General features: G+C 43.2%; 27 protein-coding genes. All 27 read right to left on the reverse strand.

Annotation, left to right across the window (positions count from 1 at the left end; all coding sequences use genetic code 11):
* Positions 1-8: 8 nt before the first annotated feature.
* Positions 9-794: a flagellar biosynthetic protein FliR gene (fliR, locus tag MKY19_RS18715; protein ID WP_339804394.1), complete on the reverse strand. Its 786-nt coding sequence runs from the start codon at positions 792-794 to the stop codon at positions 9-11.
* A 9-nt stretch (positions 795-803) separates the two neighbouring features.
* Positions 804-1,073, reverse strand: coding sequence for a flagellar biosynthesis protein FliQ (gene fliQ / locus MKY19_RS18720; RefSeq protein WP_042189440.1), 270 nt, complete (start codon positions 1,071-1,073; stop codon positions 804-806).
* A 21-nt stretch (positions 1,074-1,094) separates the two neighbouring features.
* Positions 1,095-1,859, reverse strand: a complete 765-nt coding sequence (gene fliP, locus MKY19_RS18725; protein WP_042189441.1) for a flagellar type III secretion system pore protein FliP — start codon at positions 1,857-1,859, stop codon at positions 1,095-1,097.
* A complete protein-coding gene (locus MKY19_RS18730) occupies positions 1,856-2,383 on the reverse strand; it encodes a flagellar biosynthetic protein FliO (RefSeq protein WP_042189442.1) in 528 nt (175 codons plus the stop codon). Before MKY19_RS18730 ends, fliP begins: the two co-directional genes overlap by 4 nt.
* A 9-nt stretch (positions 2,384-2,392) precedes the next feature.
* A complete protein-coding gene (locus MKY19_RS18735; RefSeq protein WP_036688523.1) occupies positions 2,393-2,758 on the reverse strand; it encodes a response regulator in 366 nt (121 codons plus the stop codon).
* Between the two features lie 26 nt (positions 2,759-2,784).
* Positions 2,785-4,086, reverse strand: coding sequence for a flagellar motor switch phosphatase FliY (fliY, locus tag MKY19_RS18740; RefSeq protein ID WP_042189443.1), 1,302 nt, complete (start codon positions 4,084-4,086; stop codon positions 2,785-2,787).
* Positions 4,076-5,074, reverse strand: a complete 999-nt coding sequence (fliM, locus tag MKY19_RS18745; protein WP_339796805.1) for a flagellar motor switch protein FliM — start codon at positions 5,072-5,074, stop codon at positions 4,076-4,078. Before fliM ends, fliY begins: the two co-directional genes overlap by 11 nt.
* Positions 5,075-5,113: 39 nt before the next feature.
* Entirely contained in the window at positions 5,114-5,581 is a 468-nt protein-coding gene (locus MKY19_RS18750; RefSeq protein ID WP_042189445.1) for a flagellar basal body-associated FliL family protein, read from the reverse strand.
* Positions 5,578-5,802 (reverse strand): flagellar FlbD family protein, encoded by a 225-nt coding sequence (locus MKY19_RS18755; protein WP_042128923.1) that lies wholly within the window; start codon positions 5,800-5,802, stop codon positions 5,578-5,580. The genes MKY19_RS18750 and MKY19_RS18755 overlap by 4 nt, the downstream gene beginning before the upstream one ends.
* 90 nt (positions 5,803-5,892) lie before the next feature.
* Positions 5,893-6,711, reverse strand: a complete 819-nt coding sequence (flgG, locus tag MKY19_RS18760) for a flagellar basal body rod protein FlgG (protein ID WP_042189446.1) — start codon at positions 6,709-6,711, stop codon at positions 5,893-5,895.
* A gap of 103 nt (positions 6,712-6,814) precedes the next feature.
* The gene (locus tag MKY19_RS18765) at positions 6,815-7,201 is read right to left on the reverse strand and encodes a TIGR02530 family flagellar biosynthesis protein (protein WP_076119556.1); all 387 of its coding nucleotides are present in this window, start codon (positions 7,199-7,201) and stop codon (positions 6,815-6,817) included.
* A complete protein-coding gene (locus tag MKY19_RS18770; protein ID WP_076285418.1) occupies positions 7,198-7,695 on the reverse strand; it encodes a flagellar hook capping FlgD N-terminal domain-containing protein in 498 nt (165 codons plus the stop codon). Before MKY19_RS18770 ends, MKY19_RS18765 begins: the two co-directional genes overlap by 4 nt.
* A 32-nt stretch (positions 7,696-7,727) precedes the next feature.
* A complete protein-coding gene (locus MKY19_RS18775; protein WP_339796809.1) occupies positions 7,728-9,203 on the reverse strand; it encodes a flagellar hook-length control protein FliK in 1,476 nt (491 codons plus the stop codon).
* 25 nt (positions 9,204-9,228) lie between these two features.
* The gene (locus tag MKY19_RS18780; RefSeq protein WP_339796811.1) at positions 9,229-10,170 is read right to left on the reverse strand and encodes a kinesin; all 942 of its coding nucleotides are present in this window, start codon (positions 10,168-10,170) and stop codon (positions 9,229-9,231) included.
* A gap of 18 nt (positions 10,171-10,188) precedes the next feature.
* Entirely contained in the window at positions 10,189-10,632 is a 444-nt protein-coding gene (fliJ, locus tag MKY19_RS18785; protein ID WP_076285416.1) for a flagellar export protein FliJ, read from the reverse strand.
* 9 nt (positions 10,633-10,641) lie between these two features.
* The gene (fliI, locus tag MKY19_RS18790) at positions 10,642-11,979 is read right to left on the reverse strand and encodes a flagellar protein export ATPase FliI (RefSeq protein ID WP_279306853.1); all 1,338 of its coding nucleotides are present in this window, start codon (positions 11,977-11,979) and stop codon (positions 10,642-10,644) included.
* On the reverse strand, positions 11,948-12,796 hold the full coding sequence (locus MKY19_RS18795) for a FliH/SctL family protein (RefSeq protein ID WP_042189449.1): 849 nt from the start codon (positions 12,794-12,796) through the stop codon (positions 11,948-11,950). The genes fliI and MKY19_RS18795 overlap by 32 nt, the downstream gene beginning before the upstream one ends.
* Complete coding sequence (fliG, locus tag MKY19_RS18800) at positions 12,789-13,805, reverse strand: flagellar motor switch protein FliG (RefSeq protein WP_042128934.1); 1,017 nt, start codon at positions 13,803-13,805, stop codon at positions 12,789-12,791. The genes MKY19_RS18795 and fliG overlap by 8 nt, the downstream gene beginning before the upstream one ends.
* Positions 13,806-13,809: 4 nt before the next feature.
* On the reverse strand, positions 13,810-15,396 hold the full coding sequence (gene fliF, locus MKY19_RS18805; RefSeq protein ID WP_042189450.1) for a flagellar basal-body MS-ring/collar protein FliF: 1,587 nt from the start codon (positions 15,394-15,396) through the stop codon (positions 13,810-13,812).
* Between the two features lie 35 nt (positions 15,397-15,431).
* The gene (gene fliE, locus MKY19_RS18810; protein ID WP_042189451.1) at positions 15,432-15,743 is read right to left on the reverse strand and encodes a flagellar hook-basal body complex protein FliE; all 312 of its coding nucleotides are present in this window, start codon (positions 15,741-15,743) and stop codon (positions 15,432-15,434) included.
* A 92-nt stretch (positions 15,744-15,835) separates the two neighbouring features.
* On the reverse strand, positions 15,836-16,285 hold the full coding sequence (flgC, locus tag MKY19_RS18815) for a flagellar basal body rod protein FlgC (RefSeq protein WP_042189452.1): 450 nt from the start codon (positions 16,283-16,285) through the stop codon (positions 15,836-15,838).
* A gap of 6 nt (positions 16,286-16,291) precedes the next feature.
* Positions 16,292-16,699: a flagellar basal body rod protein FlgB gene (flgB, locus tag MKY19_RS18820; RefSeq protein WP_042189453.1), complete on the reverse strand. Its 408-nt coding sequence runs from the start codon at positions 16,697-16,699 to the stop codon at positions 16,292-16,294.
* A 379-nt stretch (positions 16,700-17,078) separates the two neighbouring features.
* On the reverse strand, positions 17,079-18,479 hold the full coding sequence (gene hslU / locus MKY19_RS18825; RefSeq protein WP_076299246.1) for an ATP-dependent protease ATPase subunit HslU: 1,401 nt from the start codon (positions 18,477-18,479) through the stop codon (positions 17,079-17,081).
* 33 nt (positions 18,480-18,512) lie between these two features.
* A complete protein-coding gene (gene hslV, locus MKY19_RS18830; RefSeq protein WP_042189455.1) occupies positions 18,513-19,055 on the reverse strand; it encodes an ATP-dependent protease subunit HslV in 543 nt (180 codons plus the stop codon).
* Between the two features lie 129 nt (positions 19,056-19,184).
* Positions 19,185-20,567 carry an FADH(2)-oxidizing methylenetetrahydrofolate--tRNA-(uracil(54)-C(5))-methyltransferase TrmFO gene (gene trmFO / locus MKY19_RS18835; protein ID WP_339804397.1) on the reverse strand — a complete coding sequence of 461 codons (1,383 nt, stop codon included), beginning with the start codon at positions 20,565-20,567 and terminating at the stop codon, positions 19,185-19,187.
* The gene (topA, locus tag MKY19_RS18840; RefSeq protein ID WP_339796821.1) at positions 20,567-22,666 is read right to left on the reverse strand and encodes a type I DNA topoisomerase; all 2,100 of its coding nucleotides are present in this window, start codon (positions 22,664-22,666) and stop codon (positions 20,567-20,569) included. Before topA ends, trmFO begins: the two co-directional genes overlap by 1 nt.
* A gap of 36 nt (positions 22,667-22,702) precedes the next feature.
* Entirely contained in the window at positions 22,703-23,821 is a 1,119-nt protein-coding gene (gene dprA / locus MKY19_RS18845; RefSeq protein WP_339796823.1) for a DNA-processing protein DprA, read from the reverse strand.
* Between the last annotated feature and the right edge of the window lie 128 nt (positions 23,822-23,949).

The following is a 23,949-nucleotide window of genomic DNA, read 5'->3' on the forward strand; positions in this document are numbered from 1 at the left end:
ACGGTCACCTACGGCTTCTTCCCCATGAGACCCAGTAAATTCTCCATGGATTCGAACATGATTTCGAAGAGATTCTGAAACAACACAGCCAGACCTGGCATCAGCACTAAAAGAAGTGCAATACCTATGATGATTTTTAGAGGAACCCCTATAACAAATACATTATATTGCGGAGCCGTTCTCGCTAAAAAAGCAAGACCAACATCGGTCAGAAACAGTGCAGTTACTAATGGAGCCGACATTTGAAAAGCTAATACAAACGACTGCGCAAATGTTCGGACCAGAAACTCTGACAAACTACCATCAACCATGCGTAGAAATAAATCATTATTCATAGGAATCCATTTATAGCTGTACACAATGGCATCTAGTAAATGGTGATGTCCATTCATACTCAAAAACATTAGCAGGGCTATCATATATTTGAAATTACCGAGAATAGGTGCTGACGTTCCTGTCATAGGATCAATGACGTTGGCAATACCGAAGCCAATCTGAATATCAATGAAAGAACCTGCTGTCTGAATCGCCATAAACATCAAATATCCAATGAAACCTAGCAATAAGCCTATTAATACTTCTCTCATAATCAGCAAAATATAACTAAAATCCTGCGGAATCGTAATCCCTGTTCCATTAGCACTAAAGACTACCAATGCTACAATAAAAGATATGCCAATCTTAAAAGTTGTCGGTACCCCTTGAGAAGAAAATACAGGAACGACAACAAAAAAGGCTGTAATTCGACAAAAAATAAGCAAAAAGACGGGTAAACTTTGCAATAAGGTATCCATGTTCATTGGTTAACCAATATACATATAGAGACTGCCTAGAATTTGGCTAGTAAAGTCAATTAGCTTCGTGATGATCCACGGTCCAAATAGCAATAAAGCCAGCAGTACTGCGACGATTTTTGGAACAAACGCTAGCGTCTGTTCCTGAATCTGTGTCGTAGCTTGAAAGATACTGATTATTAGCCCTACCACCAGACCAAGAATCAGCATGGGAGCGCTGACTTCCAGCACTAAATATACGGCTTGGCTTGCTAGACCGATAATAAACTCCGTACTCAATCCTCATGCCTCCTCTTAAGGTCAGGTGTTAAAACTAAGAAGTAGTGATTTAATGACTAAGTACCAGCCGTCTACCAGTACAAAGAGCATAATTTTAAAAGGTAATGAAATCATGACCGGGGGAAGCATCATCATCCCCATAGCCATCAGCGTACTCGCCACAACAATATCAATAATCAGAAATGGAATGAAAATTAAGAAGCCCATTGTAAAAGCTTTTTTCAATTCTCCAATTGCGAAAGCTGGCACCATCACCGTCAGTGGAATATCACTGTATGTAGCCGGTTTAGCCGATCCCGTATAACCGGTATATTTCATAAATAACAAAAGGTCTTTGGAATTGGTCTGTTTAAACATAAACTCTTTCATCGGATCAGCAGCTTTATCAAAAGCCTCAGTCTGGGTAATCGTCCCCTTCATATACGGCTGTAATGCCGTTTCATTCACTTGCGCCAAAGTTGGCGACATAATGAACAGGGTCAGAAACAGAGCAAGCCCTACCAGCACCTGATTCGGAGGCATGGCCTGAGTACCAAGTGAAGTTCTAACAAAACCGAGCACGATTACAATTCTAGTAAAACTGGTCATAAGAACTAGAAACGCCGGAGCAATACTCAGAACCGTAACGAGAAGAAGAATTGATATGGAACTGGTACCACCGCTTGAACCATCTTCATTACCGACCTGAATATTAACATTAGGTATAGGATCAGCATGTATCGGCCGCATCATAACTATACTAATGAACCCGAACAGCAGAATAGCAAGAATTAGCTTCTTTTTCATAAATTCCTCGACTCATCCTTAGTAACATCATCCCGTAACAGCTCTTCCATTTTCTCTTTTCGCTCTGGTGCAGAACGAAGCTTGGATTGCAGTGTCTCGTAAAAAGATGATGTTTCACTAAGCTCGATTTCTTCTGATGGAACCTCCCCACGCAGCTTAACCTTAACCTTGGCAATAAGCGGTGCGAGAAAATTATTCTGGTTGGAGGACTGATCCTCAAATGCTGCAATGATCAAAGCCACCTCATCCGGATCAGTGACTTTATCCAAGATGGATATGTTCTCACCAATCCCGATTAAGTAAAGGCTGCTTCCCAGTTCAATAACCTGCATCGACTTGTTAGGTCCCAGCCCTACAGCACCAAGCGTTCGAATGGAGCGCCCGCTCATAAAGGTCTGATTACGACGTCCAAGAAAACGGATCAACAGCACAATAAGTACAATGATTACCGCAAGGACAATAATAACGTTAAGCAAATTCAGCAGGGTGTTATTGCTCCCGAGCGGTTCTGAATTGAGGGGCATGTCTTTTTCCTACACACCCAACGTTTTGTTGATAGCTTCGATAACTCGGTCAGCTTGGAAAGGCTTCACAATAAAGTCTTTTGCTCCTGCTTGAATAGCATCGATAACCATAGCCTGCTGGCCCATGGCTGAACACATAATGACCTTAGCAGCCGGATCTACCTTCTTGATTTCTTTCAGGGCGGCGATTCCGTCCATCTCAGGCATAGTTATATCCATCGTGATAAGGTCTGGACGCAGTTCTTTAAATTTCTCTATAGCTTGAGAACCGTCCTGAGCTTCGCCCACTACTTCAAATCCGTTTTTCGACAAAATGTCACGGATCATCATTCTCATAAATGCTGCATCGTCCACGATTAGAATTCGGTTAGCCATTTTTACAAAATCCTCCCTAAGTATGCTTATTGTAATTTCTGAATTCGGTCCCACTGGCTGACGATATCCGTAACGCGTACGCCGAAGTTTTCATCGATAACTACGACTTCACCTTTGGCAATAAGCTTGTTGTTAACCAAAATATCTACAGGCTCACCGGCGAGCTTGTCCAGCTCAATGATCGAGCCTTGAGACATTTCTAAAATATCTTTAATCTGCTTCTGGGTCCTTCCTAATTCTACGGTTACTCTAAGCGGTATGTCCATCAATAAATTTAAATTGTTTTCATCAATATGACCAAAAGCTCCACCGTTAAGGTTAGCAAACTGTACAGGCTGTACATTTACATTGCGATTCGCTTCAGGACTAAGCGGTGGTGTCTGCCCATAAGGCATGCCTTGAGGCGGCATTCCGTAGGGTGGCATCCCTGGCATGCCATACGCCGGCATTCCTGCTGGAGGGTAATAATATCCGCCTTCTGGCATTCCTGGATAACCAGGCATCCCCTGCGGCGGGTACGGCGGAGGTGTTTCTCCTACGGGCTGTGAAGGTGCCTGTTGCACTGGAGGAGCTACAGGAGGCGTCTCTTGAGCCGGCTTAGCAGGAGTCTCTGTCGACGTAACTGCAGCCTCCTGCGCTGCAGGGCTTACATCACCCAGAAGCATCGTTACCATATCCTTAGCAAACTGGACAGGCAAGAGCTGCATAATAGTAGAGTCGATTAAATCTCCTATCTTAAGTCGGAACGAAATTCGAATTAAGGTTTCGTCATTGGGTAAGCTGCCGACACCTTCACCGCTGGACATGTTCAGAATGTCGATACCCGGAGGTGAAATATTAACAAACCGATTGAAGATCGTAGACATTGATGTGGCAGAAGAACCCATCATTTGGTTCATTGCTTCCTGCACAGCACTAATGTGAATTTCATTCAATTCTTCATCTTTAGGTTCGCCTTCTCCACCAAGCATTAAATCTGCGATGACCTGTGCATCCCTAATCTTAATAACAAGAGAGTTAATACCCTGAAATCCATCTACATATTCCACGTGTACAGCTACATGTGGTTTAGGAAAAGCCACTTCAAATTCCCCGCGTGTAATGATGGAAACTTGAGGGGTTGTAATATCAACCTTTTTCCCTAGTAATGTGGAAAGAGCTGTCGCTGCACTACCAAACGTTATATTACCGATTTCACCCAAAGCATCCTGTTCAAACGGTGTTAAATAGTCATTTACCGTTTTCTCTGAAGGAGCCAATGAGCCTTCCGCAGATTGTCTCAGAAGGGCGTCGATTTCTTCTTGGGATAAATAATCTTTACTCGTCAAATTCTTCAACTCCTTCACTGACAATCTCGTCTATTTGCACGGCTACCCGGTCTTTCACCATTCCAGGACTTCCGATGAACTTAAGCTTCTCCCCTACCTTAATCGAGAGTCCAGAATCTACATTCCTGTTTAGTGAGATCACGTCACCGACGCTAAGCCCAAGAAACTCAGATATAGATAAGCTCGATTCTCCAAGTTCAGCGACAATCGGCAGTTTCGCCTTATGAACTCTAGCTTTAATAGCATCAAGTTCATCTGCATCCCGCGTCTTCTTCTCTGTTACAAACCATTGGTGAACAGATAGTCTAGACATTATTGGTTCCAGAACGACGTGCGGTATGCACAGATTGATCATACCTGTTGTATCTCCTATTTTGGTGCTTAACGAGATCAATGCAATGGTCTCATTTGGCGATACAATTTGCATGAACTGTGGGTTCGTTTCGAGCGCTTCCATGCGCGGATGGATATCCAGCACAGTCTTCCAAGCCTCCTGCAAGCTCTCAAAACATCTGCTGAAGATACGCTCCATAATCGTTGTTTCGATTTCAGTTAAAGCATTAATCTTAGATGGCGCAGTCCCAAAACCGCCCAGCAATCTGTCCAGCATAGCGAAAGCGATGTTTGGATGAACTTCCATTACCATTCGACCTTCTAAAGGTTCGGCTTCAAAAATGTTCAGTATTGTCATTTTCGGAATGGAACGAATGAATTCATCATAAGGGAGCTGCTCTACTTGAACGACATTAATCTGCACAAAGGTGCGTAATTGGGCTGAAAAGTACGTTGTAAGATAGCGTGCGAAATTGTCATGAATCCTTGTAAGACTACGAATATGATCTTTAGAAAATCGAACAGCCCGTTTAAAGTCATAAGATCGGATCTTCTTCTGAGTTTCTTCCTTTTTAAGTTCATCGGCATCCATCTCACCTGAAGAAAGTGCAGCAAGTAGAGCATCTATTTCGTTTTGTGATAGTACATCAACCAATTCAATCACCCCCCTATCAAAGAATTATCATGCCTGAAGCTACATAGAAGCCAAAAGGTATTTGGTGACTTCGATCTGAGTGATTTTGCCTTCGGTCAATGTCTTATTGATCAGATTAACAAGCTTGCTGCTAAGCTGGTCTTTGCCATTTGCTCCATTAAGCTCCTCAGGTTTGGTATCTGCAAGCGTTTTGATAATAATCGGTTTGATTTTGATCTCTTTTATTTTTTCGAATGCTTCCTTTGATTTCGCAGAATTCAGTTGGAAGGCGAAATCTATTTGAACGATATAATCGGGATCAGCAAGATTTGTTTTGATATCTTTGATCTCTGCCGTTAATTCGACGATTTCATCTGCAGTTAAATACTTGGTTTCCACACTTTGAACCGCAGCATTTACATCATTCGAATCTTTCGGAAAGATCTTGTCCATTAATAAAAATGCGGCGATCACGATAAGTGTAATCGCAAGTAAAATCGTAAGTAACCATGGCAGCATCTTCTTCATGTTAGCTCCTCCATTGACTGGACTTTAATGGTGGCAGCATATGTGCCTATGTCCCTGTTATAATCCCGGATCTTCGTAATAACTTCATCAGCTTTTTCAAGCACGATCAGTCTTTTTCCGGTTACTAGCGTAATATATGTATCCGGGCTTTCTTCTACCATTTCTACCAGTAGGGCATTGATCCACATCGGTGTTCCATTTAATCTCGTTACCGATATCATAACAGGCCTCCTAACAAAAATAGGGGGAGGGGTATCTCCCCCACGACTCCGCGTTAATCTTTAAAAAAAGATATTAAATTATTGATAAAATTAACGCTTCAGGTTAACTACTTCCTGCAGCACTTCATCAGAAGTCGTAATGATACGGGAGTTCGCCTGGAATCCACGTTGCGATACGATCATTTCTGTAAATTCATTCGTAAGATCCACATTCGACATTTCGAGTTGACCAGAAATGATCGCCCCAGTGCCATCTTCTGTATTATTCGCTGTAGTCGGAACAAGCTCACCTTCTGCATTCGCATTAAGTGACATACGGTATAGATTGCCACCAATCTTCTCTAATCCAGATGGATTAGTAACCTTAGCTACACCGATCTTCACACCTGCTTCAGTCGTTCCATCCGACATGGTCTGAACAATCGTTCCATCATTGGAAATGGAGAACGCTGTTACATCATCACCCAGTTGAATGGGTCCACCATCGGAATCTAGCACATGAAGTCCGTCAGAAGTTACAAGATTACGTGCAGCATCTACATGAAAATCTCCTGCACGAGTCAAGAAAGGTGTTTCTTGATCTTCTGATAGCTTTACTAGGAAAAAACCATCTCCGTCAATGCGTAAATCTGTCGGGTTATTAGTAGTTTGAGCACTACCGGGTAAATGGAGTGTATCGATAGAAGCGATACTTACGCCTAGTCCGATTTGTTTAGCATTCATACCACCTGCACCATCATCACTAGGAGCAGTTACACCAGAAACAGTTTGACTCATAATGTCCTTGAACATAACCCGTCCTGATTTAAAACCAATTGTATTGACATTGGCAATGTTATTACCGATTACATCAAGCTTAGTCTGAAAGCCTCTCATCCCCGAAACCCCTGAATACATAGATCTTAACATTTGTGTTGTCCTCCCAGATTATAGAGTCCTAATAACTTACTAAGTGAATGGGACCGCGTCAGTCGGTCAGCGGCCGCCTCGGCTTTCCGTTAGGACCAGCCGGTTATGAAATCACAATTGCACTATCAATTTGCGTAAATACGTTATCTTTAATCGAATTTCCATCCATAGCGGTTACAACCGTACGATTCGGGACACTTACGATAAATGCCAAGTCCTTCATTAATATCAAGGATTCTTTACTGCCTTTGGCAGCAGCTTTATCCACAGCAGAAGATATCTGATCCAGTTGTCTGCTTCCAAGTTCAATTCCTCTTTGTTCAAGACGCTTAGCAGCATGATTGCTGAATTTTAGAAGCTTTTGTTGCAGTACGCTCTCAAAGGTGGCTTCTCCAGTCACAGTCTGCTTCGGTATCGAAGATCGCTGTAACGTTGAGGAATGTAGGGACGACGCAGGATACAGTTGGCCTATGGTCAGCCTGTCACTCATATTGTCGCCTCGCTTCCTCCGTTATTCTCCGGAGTATTACTATCTGTACCAGAACCATTCTCTGTTGTTGCGGGATTCTGAATTTGTGTAATATCGGTTAAAGCAATTCTGTCTTTCCCCACAACCGCATATTGAATCCCTTTGCTGACAACGATTGATTCAACGTTCCCTGTCTTAGGTAGATTTGTGGCGGTATCCGTCCATGTGATATCTTTACCAATCAAGCCGGATACTGATCCAAGAGACTGATTCATTGATGTAAGCTGTGTAGAGATATTCATCAGCTGCTCAACAGATGTAAACTGTGCCATTTGAGCAATAAATTCTTTATCTTGCATCGGCTGCATCGGATCTTGATTCTGCAGCTGGGTGATCAAAATCTTCAAAAACTGATCCTTACCCAAGACAGAATTTCCTGTTGTTTTAGTAGATTCAGGAGTTGTATAATTCCACTGGTCTTTAGTAGAAACAGGAGGAGTTGTTGTTGTCGTCATAACCGTTCACCTCTCTTTCACTTGTGATAAGTTTAAGCTTTGGCAGAGAAGGAGTTTCCTTGATTCTCATCTTCTTGCCCTGCGTTTGAAACCCAATCTTTCCATTCACCATTTAGCTCTGCGGCAAGGATGGCATCATTAGCTTCCTCACGACTTTCTTTGGAGCGTCTTCCCTGCTGACCACTTCCAGAACCAGGTTGGCGTCCTTCTTGACCCCACCCTGAATTGAGGGGGGTATTATTTTGTGTGACTTCCAATTTTTCTACTTGGAGGCCTTGAGACTGTAATGCCGCTCGAAGCTGGTTCATCTGCTGTTCCAACATATCCTTTGCTCCGGAATGTTCAGTCATAAACTGTGCAACCAGATGGCCGTTTTGCATAGTAATCTTAACATCTACTTGTCCGAGATTTTCTGGAAAGAGTGATATCGTAGCCTCAGCTACTCCGCCTTTTTGCACAATCTCCAATTTACCTGTAATAAAACCGGTCATTTCCTGTGCAAACTGATGAACGGGTACAGGAGCTACTGGAACCTCAGCCTTCAACGGAGCAGTAATTCCTCCCCGAAGAGCTAATTGACCAGCAGTTACAACCTCATGATCTCCTTCTATGATAGTAGCTCCTGATGTGGAATCTTGAGTTGATTCTGCCTGCTTTGTTTCTCCAGTTGCACTGCTTTTAATCAATGGAGCGGTAAGCTCTGCTTCAGGATCTTGAACAGCTCCTGAGGTCACAGGCGAAGTTAGGACTGCTTCATTCTTAATTGCAGCTGCTTCTCCAGCACGATTACTAAGGTTTTGAATGGTTTTGTCCGTCGTATTACCTTTGATTTCAGTCACTATAGCTTGTTGTACAGATACACCAGAATTTTCAATTATACTGGAGTTCTTTCCCTTCCCCTTAATAGTGTTAGCGGAGGACTGTTCTAGTATTGCTGTGAAATTATTTAACAGGCTTATTCCTTTACTAGCAGCTTCTTCGTTCCCACTGACAGCAGCTTCCTGAATCATAGTAACTAAACTTTGCAAATCATCTTGAACAGCAAATCGCAGTGTATCCGCATGCTTAGCTAACGGCGACAAGCTTCCTGCCGACTCCGTATCAGATGTAGCATCACCCTCAGTCGCTTGACTTCCCGATAGAAGAACTGATACCTGAAGAAGCCAAGCTTGCAAAGCTACCAGCATAGCAGGATCGCTATTGATGCTTTCATCTAGATTTTCAACATCAGCAGTTAGCTTCTCGATAAGATCAGAATTCTGCGTATCTTGTCCCCCTTGATCTTCTCCAGTTGTCTGCACTTCCTTTAAAAGACCTTGCAATAAAGAGGCTAGATTTCCCAGAAGCGGATCAGTAGGTACCGATGTGGTGTTAGCTGTGTTTCCTCCCATAGTTTGCACTAAAGTCTGCGCGAAAGGTACAGCAGCTGTTGTGCCAGTAGAAGTTGATGAGCTACCACTTGCGGCTGTAGCATTTGCGCTCACAAGCGATTGAACCACTAAACTCATATTATTTTTCACCTCCTTTCAATATTTATTTAGCACCCATCAAACGGTTAACAATCTTCGCGGTTTGCGCACTATCATTTTTAGTCATTTCCCCCAAAATCGAAGAACGAACACTATCACTAACGGTATTCATAATCGTTACTACTTTATCAGGGCTAATCTTATACATTTCTCCTAGTAGAGAAGCTGCATTGGCAGGCGTCATTGAACTAAAGGTTTGGTTCAACTTTTCCTTATCCAGATTTGTACTAGTTTTAGTCGTTTGAGTAGTGCCAGCCTCTTTCTTCAATCTAGATTGAAGAGCAGCAATAGCCATATCACTCGAAGAGGTGATTTCTTTCAACTTAATCGTGACATCTGCCGCTTTTTGAGGATCCATTTTTTCCAGAATCGCAGTTTTACTCGCTTTATTCATTACGCTGAATATCTGCACCATCTCTTCTGTAGTCAAATTCTCCATAATCGGTGCAGCTTTGGAAGCTTTCATGCCCGCGTACAGCTTCGCCAGATCAGTAACCTGCTTCTGATAAGGGTCTTCTGTTTCCTCACTGTTTATTTCAGCAGCTGCAGCAGCTTCCGTCTTCATTCCCTCAATTTGCGACTCTAGCGCCTGAACCTTGGTATTCTGGGCTGTTTTTTCATCTGTGACCTTCTTCAACTCATCTGCCTGCTGGGCAAGCTGAGCTTTGAGCTCCTTAATCGTTGAGTTTGAGCTCACTTCCTGCTTTTTGCTTTCTTCCTTCGGTTTAGAAGGATCTGTTGGCGGATCAGGAACCCATTTTTCCAGAATCGGAATTTTATTCGCAACTTCAAGCACGTTATTACGAATGTCCATATTAAAAAGCGTCAACAGTACTCCAAGCAGTACTAGCGTGAAGATAATCGGTATCATTAGAAATAAGAACCGCTCAAATTTCCCCGCTGACCCTTCATTTTCAAGTTCCATGTCATTATCAATTTTAGCCACTAGCGGAAACCTCCCGGGTTAGAGGGATTTCATCGCGAAGCGGACGGTTGCCATCTCATCCAGTTCGTTTTGTTCCCGTAAAATCATACTTTGCTGAAACTGTGTCTCAGCCTTATCTTTTGCCTTTAACCATACTTTTTCATCTAATACCTTTGTGCTTAACTGATCTTGCTTCTTCAAGACTTCCTGATGTGCACTTCTAATGTCCGTATGTTTACGGGCAATGCATATATCCAGGTATTCTACATATTCTTGCATTTCACGAATCTTCGCCATAGGTGCCTTTTGTTCTGCGGCATTTTGTAAAGATAACATAATAGCGCTCCGCTGAAAGGTGAGTTCATCCAGGCTTCTTTCTTGTGCCTGCAATTCTCCAAGCGCGCTTGAGAGCATCCATTCTGCCTGTGTCTTCTCATTGCCCTTCAAGTCAACGACTTTTTGAAAAGTATAATGAAATCTCATGATACTGAATCAACTCCTCGAGAAGTGTGAAATTAAAGACTGTTGAACTTCAGCCAGCGTAACTTTTTCATTCACTCTTTGTTTGGTGAATTCCCATATACTGTCTATATACTCCATCGACTCATCGATTTGAGCATTGGAGCCTCTCTGATACGCTCCGATATTAATTAAATCCTCTGAATCCTTGTACACGGCCATTAGTCGCTTAACATTCTCTGCTGCGGCGATCTGTTCTTCTGGCGCAATATCCTTCATTACACGACTAATGCTGGAAAGCACATCTATTGCTGGAAAATGTCCTTTGTTCGCAATACTTCGGTTAAGGACGATATGTCCATCGAGTATTCCTCTCACTGCATCAGCGATCGGCTCATTCATGTCATCACCATCAACCAATACAGTGTAAAAAGCTGTGATAGAGCCTGTAGGACCAGTTCCGGCGCGTTCTAGTAGTTTAGGTAAGCTTGCAAATACAGATGGTGTGTAACCTCTCATAGCTGGTGGTTCTCCGACTGCAAGTCCAACTTCACGTTGAGCCATAGCATAACGAGTGACCGAATCCATCATCAGCATCACATTAAGTCCACGATCCCGAAAATACTCAGCAATCGTAGTAGCAATAAGTGCTCCCTTAATTCGAATTAATGCAGGCTGATCAGATGTAGCGACAATAACAACTGACCTCTGCAAACCCTCAGGTCCCAAATCGCGTTCGATGAAATCCAGTACTTCCCTGCCACGTTCCCCAATCAGAGCGATAACATTAACATCTGCTGATGTATTACGTGCAATCATTCCCATGAGCGTACTTTTGCCGACCCCTGAACCAGCGAAAATCCCCACCCGCTGACCTTTACCAATTGTTAGCAAACCATCTATCGCTCTTACACCGATGCTAATAGGTTCTTGCACTCGTGGTCTATTGAGTGGATTGGACGGAATGTTAAAGGTCGAACTATGTGGCATTCGAGCTGGGATCAAGGAACCATCAAGCGGTTGCCCTAGACCATCCAGTACCTTACCCAGCAATTCTGAACCCACCTGAACACTAAGCGGCTTACCTGTTCCCACTACATCACAACCAGGTCCAATTGCCTGCAGTTCTCCAAGTGGCATTAATAGCACCTTGTTGTCACGGAAACCAACGACTTCAGCTTGCAGCGGCTTATTTCCTTTAGAAGGATAGATATAGCACACATCACCAATGCTAGCATCAGGTCCTTCAGATTCAACCATAAGACCGATAACCTGCGTCACTTTCCCATTGATCCTCACCGGATCGAGATTACGAAGTTGCTCCTTATAACGGTTACTATCAAGCATCTTCTTCCCCATTTCTCTGCTCATCGGTGTCCAGCGCGATTCTAACCAGCTCTTTCTTGATTTCTGCAAGCTGAGTATCAATTCGGGCATCTATGCTGCCAAAGGAGGAGCGGATTACACAACCTTGATCTTTCACAGTCGAGTCAGGCAAGATCTGTAGTTCAGCCTGCGAGTCAACCGCTAATGACAATTCTTCCCTTGCTGCGTTTACGAAAGCGAACTGCGCAGGTGATACACACAGTGAAATCAGCCCCTGCTCACGTTTACGAGCTAGATTCTTCCGAATCAAATCCATTGCAAACTGCGGCTCAACCGTTAACTGTCTGTCCACAATTTTCTCCGCAATATCACAGCTTAGCTCAACCAAGAAAGGTTCAGCTTCCTGAATAATGACATCCCTTGCCTTATAGGCTTCAGTTAAAACAGCACGAGCTTCATCCATCATCGCTGCAATTTTGAGCTTCATCTCTTGCTCAGCTTGAGAAACACCTTCTTGATACCCTAGCTGATAAGCCTCGGCTTTGACGGCCTCAACTAGATGTTCATCCTGCTCACGCCGCTCTTTCCACCACTCTTCAGCCTCCGCTTTTGAGGATTCAACAATCTGTTCCGCTTCAAGAGAGGCATTCCGTACTTGCTCTTCAGCAAATTCTTGGGCGTCTTTAAGCATTTGCTTACGTGCCACTTCAGCCTCTTCACGAGCGGGATCATGATAGTGAGTCTCGCTTACAGTCTCCTCTGGAACGGGCTCCTCAGTTAGGCCCGCATAGTGCCGGGCCTGCTCCAATCTTTTCAGTACATCAACTGGAACATACTGAGAATGCTTAATCAGCTTAGACAATGATGTCATCTCCTCCGCCACGAGCGATGATAATTTCTCCAGACTCTTCGAGTCTGCGGATCGTACCTACAATACGCGTTTGCGCTTCTTCTACATCACGCAGCCGCACAGGACCCATGTACTCCATTTCTTCTCGGAATGTCTCTGCCATACGTTTGGACATATTCCGGAAAATAACATCTCGTACTTCTTCGCTTGCAACCTTAAGGGCAAGCTGCAGGTCCGCATTATCAATATCACGAATAATACGCTGAATCGAACGGTTATCCACATTGACAATATCCTCGAATACGAACATCCGCTTCTTGATTTCCTCGGCGAGCTCTGGATCTTGAATTTCGAGAGAATCCAGAATTGTGCGCTCTGTCCCACGGTCAACACCATTCAAGATCTGTACGATTGATTCGATACCGCCAGCATTTGTATAATCCTGAGTTACTGTAGCAGAAAGCTTCTGCTCTAGCACTCGTTCAATTTGTGTAATGACCTCCGGAGAGGTGCTGTCCATTACAGCAATTCTTCTAGCCACCTCCGCCTGCTTCTCTTGAGGTAATGAGGAGAGAATAGCTGCGGCTTGTTCGAATTGCAGATAAGACAATACAAGTGCGATAGTCTGGACATTCTCATTCTGAATAAAGTTCAAAATCTGGTTTGGATCAGCCTTGCGTGCAAAATCGAAAGGTCTTACCTGCAAAGTCGCAGTCAGACGGTTAATGACCTCCATTGCTTTTGCGGAACCAAGTGCTTTCTCCAGAATCTCTTTGGCGTAGTTAATACCGCCTTGTGATATATATTCCTGGGCGAGGCATATCTGATGGAACTCAGACATGATCGACTCTTTTTCACTGCTGTCCACTTTACGGACATTGGCAATTTCAAGAGTTAATTGTTCAATCTCCTCGTCTCTTAAATGTTTGAATATTTGCGCCGATACCTCGGGCCCTAGTGTGATAAGCAGGATCGCGGCCTTTTGACGGCCACTAAGCCCCTGCTGACTAGCCTTTGCCATTAGTTCACCTCTGTTCGTCTGCAAGCCATGTACGCAGCAGATTTACGAATTCGTCTGGCTTTTTCTTAGCCAAACTTTCCAATTGCTTACGAACTTGACTGTCATTCGTCACACTTTCCAAATTAATAGATGGAAATTCGGTAGGAACCTGCAATGGAATGTCTTCATCTTCCTCTTCCACAGTCTTCTTACGACTCCGATAGATTAGATATCCTCCACCTGCTCCAACCAGCAATGCAGCTGCTCCGATAGCCCATAACATCCATGTGGCAAGACCACCTGGTGTTGTATTAGCAGCGGTTCCGCCAAATTGTTGAGAATACACCGAAACCTTTTTGGTTAAATCAGCGTCTGTATATGTAGTACCTGAATCTGCGAGCGAAGCACGAACAATATTTACCAAAATGTTTTGAATTGCTGCTGATGTAGCAGCGTCCAAAGTATTTTGTCCTGTAGGTGGTTCAACTGCAACATTTATGGTTAAATCTTTAACAGTAAAGGGACTTGCGATAACATCCTTTGTAATTCGGTTTACTTCATAGTTCCTCGTTTCAGAAGATTCTTCCGAAGTAGAAGTATCCGTACCGGCTTGTGAAGGATAGCCCGCTACATCTTGTGAACCAGTGCCTGCCACTCCACCAGTTGTATTTCCTTGACCCGAATACGAATTACTAATGATTTGTGAACTGATCTCAATCCCCTTCATGTTCTCTGTATCCACAGGGGTTACGAGATTCTCCTTCCGGTTTTCCTTGTCAAAGTTCAGCTTCGAAAATACAAGAACATCAACTTTATCTGGACCCGTAAGAGTGCTAAGGAATTGTTTCACATCTTTCTTTACTTCTTCTTCGAATTTCTTCTGAAGAGCGAAGTTCTCTTCGACTTGGCTGGAAACTCCAGCTTGTCCACCTTTGGCCGTAGGCATTAACTCGACTTCATTATTAGCAATCGTAATGTTATCGATTGGTAGATTTGGAACAGCCGTCTTTACAAGGTTAAAGTACCCATCAATATTATCTTGAGTGGGTCTGAATCCCGGATTAAATGAGAGCACAACGGATGCAGATGCTTGCTCTTGGTCAGCCTGGGAAGCAAAAACTGTTTCTTTAGGCAGATTAATCAGCACTTTAGCATCCTTAATTCCTTGCATACGTCTCATTAACTGTTCTACTTCACCGTTTAATGCATTATTATACTTCACATTAAACTCACTATCTGTCGTCCCTATCATTGACGAATTTTCATTAAAGACCTTATAACCGATAGAGCCCCCCTGAACAATCCCCTGAGAACCGATATCCACCTTTATTCGAGCCGCTTCTGTGCTTGGCACGGAGATGCTTTTTCCATCTTGGCTTAATCGGTATGAAACACCTGCTGTATCCAAGTAGTTCATTACTCCAGCTGAATCTGTGCTGTCCAAATCTTGAAACGCTACTTCATATTCTGTCTTTGAAAGCTGCATGGTTAATACTACGATTATTATTAGAATGATAAACAATGTAGAAAAGAATAAAATCTTCTGTTTACCACTAAATCTGTTCCAATACAGGGTCACCTTCTCCCGATATTGGGCAAATCTTTCATTCACAGTGTCACCCCATCCGGAACTAAGCTAGGAATTAATTAAATTTGAGTTCTCATAATTTCTTGATAGGCTTCTATCACTTTGTTCCGGACTTGTGTAGTCAACTGCAAACTCAGTAAAGCCTGTTGGGAAGAAATCATCACCTCGTCTATGTTCACTTCTCCCAATACAAATTTATTACTCATATCCTTTGCTTGTTGTTCCTGATCTGCTACTTTAGTGAGTGCATTCTCAAGATAAGAACCAAAGCTCTCCATGGCATTAGCAGGAGTGGATGAAACTTCGGTAGATGTTGGTTTCATGGCAAGCTGCTGTACAGCTTGAACCCCATTAGTGATATTCTGTATCAACTGTTTCCCTCCTAAAAGTTTTGTAAGCTTATGCTTCCTAGATTCACTTCGTACAAAACTCACTGTGGAAGCGTTCCTTGTGTTAATTACGTTTAGCGCCCAATTTCGAGTGCTTTACTTACCATAGCTTTAGATGCATTCAGCATCGTGACATTGGCTTCATAAGAACGTGATGCAGATAACATATCTACCATTTCTTTAGTAATATCTACGTTTGGCATATAGACATAACCTTCGGCATCCGCATCAGGATGGCTTGGGTTGTAAACTGGCTTTAACGGTGAAGTATCTTCTATAATGGACTGCACCTTTACACCTTCACTACTACTACCGTTCAATTTCGAATTTAGTATATTCGAGAACTTATTGCTTTCGGTAGCTTCCATAACAACAAGTTTTCGACGGTAAGGAACGGCTTTGCCATCAACGACCGATGCTCTTGTAGTTTCCGCATTGGCCACGTTGGAGGAAATCACGTCCATCCGCAATCGTTGAGCTGTTAATGCTGATGCACTTATCCCAAAACTACTCCCAAAGTTCATGCAATCTTATCCTCCTTGAATTACAGCTCGCATCATCGAAATTTGACTGTTGATCTGCTCGACATAAGAACTATACCTGAGTTGGTTCTCAGCACTTAACGCCATTTCTCGTTCTACATCCACATTGTTGTCGTTATTATTCATCGAGGTAGTTTCATCCGTACTAACGACAGCTGCTGGTACAATTCTTTTACTACCAAATTGAAAATGTCGGGAGTCCGTTACCTTCGCGTTAAGTGTAGGTTTTATTCCACTTTCTTGTTGCTGAAGGAAACTTTCGAATGAAACATCAGAACGTTTGAAATTTGGCGTATCTTCGTTAGCCACATTATTCGCTAGAACATTTTGTCGTTTGTAGGCAGCATCAATGCCTCCCTGCAATCGTTGAAAACTGACACTATTCAGCAATCCCAAGATAATTCCTCCTTTCAAAGCTATCATAATGAAATGAATTCCACAACTTTCCTTAAAAAACCTGCTTGATTTCGACAAATAAAGTATAAAAGTCCTCTATTTATCAGTTTCTACGTCGAACCTTGTCGCAAAGTATAACTAATTAGTATTTTCACATACATTGATTTTCATTTAATTTGTATATTATTACAATAAGAAATAAGCCCTATCTTTTTAGAAAAGACAGGGCTTTTAGCACTTTATTGCTATTTTATTCCTTTTTTAACTCAAAATTATCTTTTTAATTGCATCTTTTTACATTTTTTTACCTATTAATGACACTAAATTGTAATTTTCTAATTCAATATGCCCAAATCCAAAAGAATAAGAATTTGTCGCATTAAAGAATATACTGACTTAGATCACGATCCTGCGCAATACTTGCCAATTTCTCACGCACATACTCTGGTGTAATAACCATAGTGTCCAGCGTCAGCTCAGGTGCTTCAAAAGAAAGATCCTCCAATAACTTCTCCAAAATCGTATGAAGACGTCGAGCACCTATGTTCTCCATATTTTGATTCACTGAAGCAGCTATTTTGGCAATTTCATAAATAGCATCTTTCTGGAACTCCACTTCAATGTCCTCGGTTTTTAACAAATTAACATATTGTTTCGTCAAAGCGTTCTCTGGCTCTGTTAAGATGGAAACAAAATCCTCCAGTGTCAGACTGCTTAGTTCTACGCGAATCGGAAAACGCCCCTGAAGCTCTGGAATCAGATCAGAAGGTTTAGCAACATGAAAAGCCCCGGCAGCCATGAAGAGCACGTAGTCCGTCTTCACAGGACCGTATTTTGTCATGATTGTAGAACCCTCTACAATTGGAAGGATATCTCTTTGCACACCTTCACGTGATACATCAGGGCCCGAACCCTTTCCTTGACTTGCAACCTTATCAATCTCATCGATAAAAATAATACCCGATTGTTCAGCGCGTGTCACAGATTCCTGAATGACATCATCCATATCAATCAGTTTGGTTGCTTCATCTTGAATTAGCACTTTACGAGCCTCACGGATAGGAAGCTTGCGCTTCTTCGTCCGCTTCGGAAGCAAGCTGCCAAACATTTCTTGCATATTCATCCCCATCTGGTCGTTCCCTTGCCCTGCAAACATATCCAGCATAGATGGCGCTGTATCCTCAACATCTATTTCAATGATATCTTCTTCCAATTGACCAGCAAGCAGCTTAAATCTAACCCCGCGACGACGTTCGCTTAAGCTTCCATCTGGTTCGGAATCTTCTTTAGAATCCTCTTGTGAAGAGTTCCCGCCAAAAATCATCTCAAAAGGATTCTTCTGAGATTTATTTTTTGAAGACGAAGGCACTAAAATAGAGACAATCCGCTCATTAGCCAGTTCTTCTGCACGGTCTTTCACCTTTTCCGTACGCTCTAGCTTCACCATACGAATAGAGGTCTCAACTAAATCACGCACCATAGACTCCACATCTCGCCCTACATAACCCACCTCAGTGAATTTGGTTGCCTCCACTTTGATGAACGGAGCATTAACGAGCTTAGCTAGACGCCGAGCAATCTCAGTTTTCCCTACACCAGTTGGTCCGATCATCAAGATGTTCTTAGGAACAACTTCATCACGCAGTTCCTCAGCCAGCAGACTGCGCCGATAACGATTACGAAGGGCAACAGCTACCGATTTCTTAGCTTGTTTCTGACCTACAATATATTTATCCAATTCAGCTACGATTTGACGGGGTGTTAGCGATTGATTCACCATCGTGAATTCCTCCTTGTCTCTATGGCACTGAGCCTATAATTGCTCAACAATAATATTGGAGTTAGTATACACACATATTTCTGATGCAATCTGAAGAGCTTCACGAGCGATATCCGCAGCAGCAAGATTTGGAGCATGACGTTTGAGCGCGCGACCGGAAGCAAGTGCAAAGTTACCACCGGAACCAATAGCGAGCACATCATCATCTGGCTCGATAATTTCACCATTTCCGGAGATCAAGAGCATTCCTTCCTTGTCCATAACAATCATCAATGCCTCAAGTTTTCGAAGAATACGATCTTGACGCCAGTCTTTCGCCAATTCTACGGCTGCCCGTTGCAGGTTTCCATGATGCTCCTCCAACTTGCCTTCGAATTTTTCGAACAAAGTGATAGCATCGGCCACAGATCCTGCAAACCCTGCTATTACTTGTCCTCTGTATAAGCGACGAACTTTTCTGGCCGTCGTCTTCATAATTACACTCTCTCCGAATGTAACCTGACCATCACCTGCTATAGCTGCCTGTCCGTTATGTCTTACAGCACAAATTGTAGTCGCATGAAAGCTGGGTACCATGATTGTAGTTACCTCCTTAAGATGGGCTTTGTTCAAAAATAAGAAGTATACGTTTCACGTTATACATTATCCTTATATTTCTCGCTTAAACGCTAACGCTTATCATCCTTATAAGGAAGCCGAAGACGCTTATTCTTGGTTATCGATAGCCTCCGGCTCTTTATAAGCAAGGCCCGTACGATTGGCGTACTCGGCAAGACTGTCTAGTGCACGATGCGCTAACATCTCATTCTTTTCTTTCTTATTACGGATTTTCTTCTCCACCTTCGGCAGAAGACCAAAATTGGCATTCATAGGCTGAAAATGCTCCGGATCAGCGGAAGTGATATAAGCAGGCATACTACCAAGCACCGTGTCTTGTGGGAAGATCAGTCCTTCTTGACCAAGTGCGGCTCTAGCAGCGTTAATGCCGGCAATCAGACCTGAAGCTGCTGATTCCACATAACCTTCCACGCCAGTCATCTGTCCAGCAAAATACAGCCTTTCTTTACCCTTCATTTGATAAGTAGGATGCAAGAGTTTAGGAGAATTAATAAAGGTATTTCTGTGCATTACCCCATAGCGAACGTATTCAGCGTTCTCAAGACCTGGAATCAGCGAGAATACCCGCTTCTGTTCGCCCCATTTCAAGTGCGTTTGAAAGCCCACCAGATTGTAAAGCGTTCCAGCAGCGTTATCCTGACGAAGTTGTACTACCGCGTAAGGTAGCTTACCTGTGTGCGGATTGATAAGCCCAACAGGCTTCATCGGACCAAACAATGCAGTTTGCTTACCGCGCTTCATCATGATTTCGATAGGCATACAGCCCTCAAAGTATATCTCTTTCTCAAAATCCTTGAGTGCCGCCGTTTCTGCAGAAATCAACGCGTCATAAAACACGTCAAACTCCTCTTCAGTCATAGGACAGTTCAGATATGCTGCTTCCCCTTTGTCATAACGGGAAGCCAGATACACTTTATTCATATCAATACTGTCCTTCTCAACAATCGGTGCTGCAGCATCATAAAAATAGAAATACTCTTCACCTAATAGACCCTTAATTTCAGCAGATAATGCAGGGGAAGTTAGTGGACCCGTTGCAATAACAACAATCCCTTCCTCCGGTATATGCGTAAGTTCTTCATTTATGACTTCCACAAGCGGATGATTATGCAATGTACTCGTAATTTCTCCCGAGAAACCATCCCGATCCACGGCAAGTGCACCGCCAGCAGGTACAGCGTGGCGATCAGCCGCACCTAATACAAGAGAGTTTAAACGTCGCATTTCTTCCTTTAATACACCCACCGCATTGCCTAAACCATTTGCACGCAAGGAGTTGCTGCATACTAGTTCTGCGAATTGATTGGTGTGGTGTGCTGGCGTCTTCACCACTGGTCTCATTTCATACAATCTTACCGGTACGCCTTGAGAGGCTATTTGCCAGGCCGCTTCACTTCCTGCGAGACCTGCTCCAATTACTGTTACCTTTGCTGTATCTGTCACTGTCTTATTTCCTCCTGTAGAGACTATTATTCTGCTAACTCTTCTTCGTTGTCTAAAACTGCCTCTGTATGGTCACAAGACGTACATTGCAGTTTGGTGCCTTGCTTATTGCGTTTCTCAATCATCCAAGCCCCGCAAGATGGACATGGTTTAGTGGATGGTCTATCCCAAGAGACGAAATCACACCCTGGATATTGATCGCAGCCATAGAAGACACGCCCTTTTTTGCTTCGACGCTCTACAACTTTTCCTTCATTACATTTAGGGCAAGTTACACCAATATCTTTGATAATCGGCTTCGTATTTCGGCAATCTGGAAAGCCAGAACATGCTAGAAACTTCCCAAAGCGTCCTAATTTATATACAAGTGGTTTACCACATTTCTCGCAGATCTCATCAGAGACTTCATCTTCAATCTCAATTTCTTTCATTTCTTCTTCGGCAAACACTAAGCGCTTCTCGAAAGACTCGTAAAATTCGGCAAGAACCTTCACCCAATCTTCTGAGCCTTCTTCCACATGGTCAAGATCGCCTTCCATATTAGCCGTAAACTCTACGTTCAATATTTCCGGGAAAAATTGTTCCATCTGCTCGATGACAAGTTCTCCAAGCTCTGTAGGCATGAATTTTTTCTCTTCAATCGCTACATAACCACGCTTCTGAATCGTTTCAAGCGTTGGTGCATACGTACTTGGGCGTCCTATCCCTAATTCCTCAAGTGTCTTTACAAGCCTTGCTTCTGTATATCGCGGTGGTGGCTGTGTAAAATGCTGCTTCGGCTCGATCTCTTGATTATTTAAAGCATCTCCCGCTTCAAGAGGCGGTAAATACTTATCTTCATCTGTAGTTCCATCATCGTTACCTTCCACGTAAACCTTCATGAACCCTGGGAATGAAACCTTCGAACCCACCGCTCTGAATGTGGCTGTACCTGCTTCTATATCAACCGAGAGTGTATCAAGAAGAGCAGACGCCATTTGACTGGATACGAACCGCTCCCACACCAGCTTGTAAAGACGGAATTGATCCCGGCTTAAGAACTCTTTGACCATTTCCGGTTCACGAAGTGCTGAAGTTGGTCGGATCGCTTCATGCGCTTCTTGTGCTCCAGCCGCTTTCTTTGAATACTGGCGAGGGGCTTCAGGTAAGAACTTTTCACCATACTTAGCAGTAATCAGCTCTTTAGCCTCATCCTGTGCAGTGACAGATAAACGTGTCGAGTCCGTACGCATATAGGTGATCAAACCTACGGTTCCCTCTTTGCCTAGTTCCACACCTTCGTATAATTGCTGGGCAACAGACATTGTCTTAGCTGCACGGAATCCAAGCTTACGAGCTGCTTCCTGTTGAAGGGAACTTGTTGTAAAAGGAGCCGAAGGATGCCGTTGTCTTTCCTTCTCCTTCACATTACTTACCTTAAAAGCTGCGTTCTTGATTGCCTCAAGGACCTCTTGAACATCGCTTTCCTGATTAAGTTCCTTCTTCACACCATTCAGCTTATGAAACTTAGCTTCAAAGACAGAATCTCGAATCCCAAGTTTAGCTGTAATACTCCAGTATTCAGTAGGTACAAAAGCGGAGATTTCATTCTCACGATCCATTATGATCTTTACAGCTACAGATTGAACACGTCCAGCAGATAACCCTTTTTTGACTTTCTTCCATAATAGAGGGCTAATCTTGTAACCTACTAGCCGATCCAGTATACGTCTTGCCTGCTGTGCATTCACAAGATCCATGTTAATCTTGCGTGGCGTCTTAAAAGCATCCTTCACCGCTTGTTTGGTGATCTCATTAAATACAACTCGGCATTCCTGTGTATTATCTAGATCCAGGGCATGTGCCAAGTGCCAAGCAATTGCTTCTCCTTCGCGATCGGGGTCAGCTGCGAGATAGACTTTTTTCACTTTTTTACTAGCGTCTTTCAATTCCTTCAATATAGAACCTTTACCACGAATCGTAATATATTTGGGATTGAAATCATTCTCGACCTCAACACCAATTTGACTCTTCGGTAGATCTCTGATGTGTCCCATAGATGCCTTTACAATATACTTACTACCTAGATATTTGCCAATTGTCTTCGCTTTCGCGGGCGATTCGACAATAACCAATGCATCTGCCATAGACTCTTCCTCCTCGTTAACACTCGTACCTCTATATTAAATTACCTTATAAATAGCTCCTGGTAATTGTGCTACCGCTTTTTTTATGATTAAAGATAACAGAACTGAATGCAAATGTCCAAAATCCCATCCTGTCCTCACAAGCAGATCGTCCAAAATAAAGGGGCCTTGATGCAGTATATGGTATAGGTGTAACTCCTCATTTGTCAATTTCTTTTCAATTAACAAATCGTCAGCCACCTGTTTAGAGGGACCACTTTCACCCGTTTTTGAGAGGTTTGTCGGGAGAAAAGAAGTGTATTCTTCTAAAATATCTAGTGCACCGGTTACCAGCTTTGCCCCCTGTTTAATCAGATCAAGAGCACCTCTACTTTTTGGAGACGTAATAGGTCCAGGGACAGCAAAAACATCCCGTCCTGCCTCCAAGGCAGCATCTGCAGTAATGAGTGATCCACTTCTACTATCCGCCTCTACGACCACTGTCCCGTATGTGAGGCCTGCAATAATTCGATTGCGCTGCGGAAATAACCCTGGATGACTTTTGGTTCCAAGGGGATACTCTGTTAGCACTAACCCATCACGGGAAATCAATCGTTCAAGCTCCTTATTCTCAGGCGGGTAGACCCGATCAAGTCCTGTAGCCACTACCGCTATTGTGCCCCCACCGCTTCTTAGCGCAGCTTCATGACAAACGCTATCAATCCCCCTAGCTAATCCGCTAACCACTGTTAGACCTGCTTCACTAAGCTCTTTCGTGAGGATCTCTCCTACCTTCCGTCCATAAGCTGTTGGCACACGAGTACCGACCATCGCTACACTGGGTGTCGATAACAGATCCAAACGCCCACGATAATAAAGAATCCATGGTGGCTGAGCTGTCTCCTTCAATAAATGGGGATAGTCTGCATCAAAAATCGTAACCATGTTCACAGCACTTTCTTCCATTAGTAAGCGGCGGTTTGCTATCCACTCCAACGTATATATAGAAGCAAGTTGAATCGACACTTTCTCGCTCAATCCAACCTTTTCCCAGTCTTCTGAGCTACAAGAAAATGCTTTTTCTGACAAAAGCCCAGCTCTGCGAATCTTGTCGATAGTTTTCCAGCCAATGCCTTCCACTTCATTAAAGCCGAATAGTAGTTCCCGTTCTTCCATATCATTTTTCGCCCCTTAACATGGAAGGCCTAGCCTTCCCTATTTTGTGTTACACATCATGAAAACGCAAGTATTTCTTTAAATTCAATAAATTTCTATTTAAAATAAAAAAAGCAACCTTTCATCCC

The sequence above is a fragment of the Paenibacillus sp. FSL R5-0744 genome (genome assembly GCF_037972555.1).
Lineage (GTDB): Bacteria > Bacillota > Bacilli > Paenibacillales > Paenibacillaceae > Paenibacillus_AQ.

Coding starts and splice junctions, on each gene's coding strand:
- fliR (WP_339804394.1), bottom strand. CDS start 794: ATGGATACCTTATTGCAAAGTTTACCCGTCTTTTTGCTTATTTTTTGT.
- hslU (WP_076299246.1), bottom strand. CDS start 18,479: ATGGTGAATCAATCGCTAACACCCCGTCAAATCGTAGCTGAATTGGAT.
- fliJ (WP_076285416.1), bottom strand. CDS start 10,632: ATGAGATTTCATTATACTTTTCAAAAAGTCGTTGACTTGAAGGGCAAT.
- MKY19_RS18735 (WP_036688523.1), bottom strand. CDS start 2,758: ATGGCTAACCGAATTCTAATCGTGGACGATGCAGCATTTATGAGAATG.
- fliG (WP_042128934.1), bottom strand. CDS start 13,805: ATGGCAAAGGCTAGTCAGCAGGGGCTTAGTGGCCGTCAAAAGGCCGCG.
- MKY19_RS18775 (WP_339796809.1), bottom strand. CDS start 9,203: ATGAGTTTAGTGGTTCAATCGCTTGTGAGCGCAAATGCTACAGCCGCA.
- MKY19_RS18750 (WP_042189445.1), bottom strand. CDS start 5,581: ATGAAGAAGATGCTGCCATGGTTACTTACGATTTTACTTGCGATTACA.
- MKY19_RS18730 (WP_042189442.1), bottom strand. CDS start 2,383: ATGCCCCTCAATTCAGAACCGCTCGGGAGCAATAACACCCTGCTGAAT.
- MKY19_RS18770 (WP_076285418.1), bottom strand. CDS start 7,695: ATGACGACAACAACAACTCCTCCTGTTTCTACTAAAGACCAGTGGAAT.
- topA (WP_339796821.1), bottom strand. CDS start 22,666: ATGGCAGATGCATTGGTTATTGTCGAATCGCCCGCGAAAGCGAAGACA.
- MKY19_RS18755 (WP_042128923.1), bottom strand. CDS start 5,802: ATGATATCGGTAACGAGATTAAATGGAACACCGATGTGGATCAATGCC.
- fliP (WP_042189441.1), bottom strand. CDS start 1,859: ATGAAAAAGAAGCTAATTCTTGCTATTCTGCTGTTCGGGTTCATTAGT.
- dprA (WP_339796823.1), bottom strand. CDS start 23,821: ATGGAAGAACGGGAACTACTATTCGGCTTTAATGAAGTGGAAGGCATT.
- flgG (WP_042189446.1), bottom strand. CDS start 6,711: ATGTTAAGATCTATGTATTCAGGGGTTTCGGGGATGAGAGGCTTTCAG.
- MKY19_RS18765 (WP_076119556.1), bottom strand. CDS start 7,201: ATGAGTGACAGGCTGACCATAGGCCAACTGTATCCTGCGTCGTCCCTA.
- hslV (WP_042189455.1), bottom strand. CDS start 19,055: ATGGTACCCAGCTTTCATGCGACTACAATTTGTGCTGTAAGACATAAC.
- flgC (WP_042189452.1), bottom strand. CDS start 16,285: ATGAACTTTGGGAGTAGTTTTGGGATAAGTGCATCAGCATTAACAGCT.
- fliI (WP_279306853.1), bottom strand. CDS start 11,979: ATGAGCAGAGAAATGGGGAAGAAGATGCTTGATAGTAACCGTTATAAG.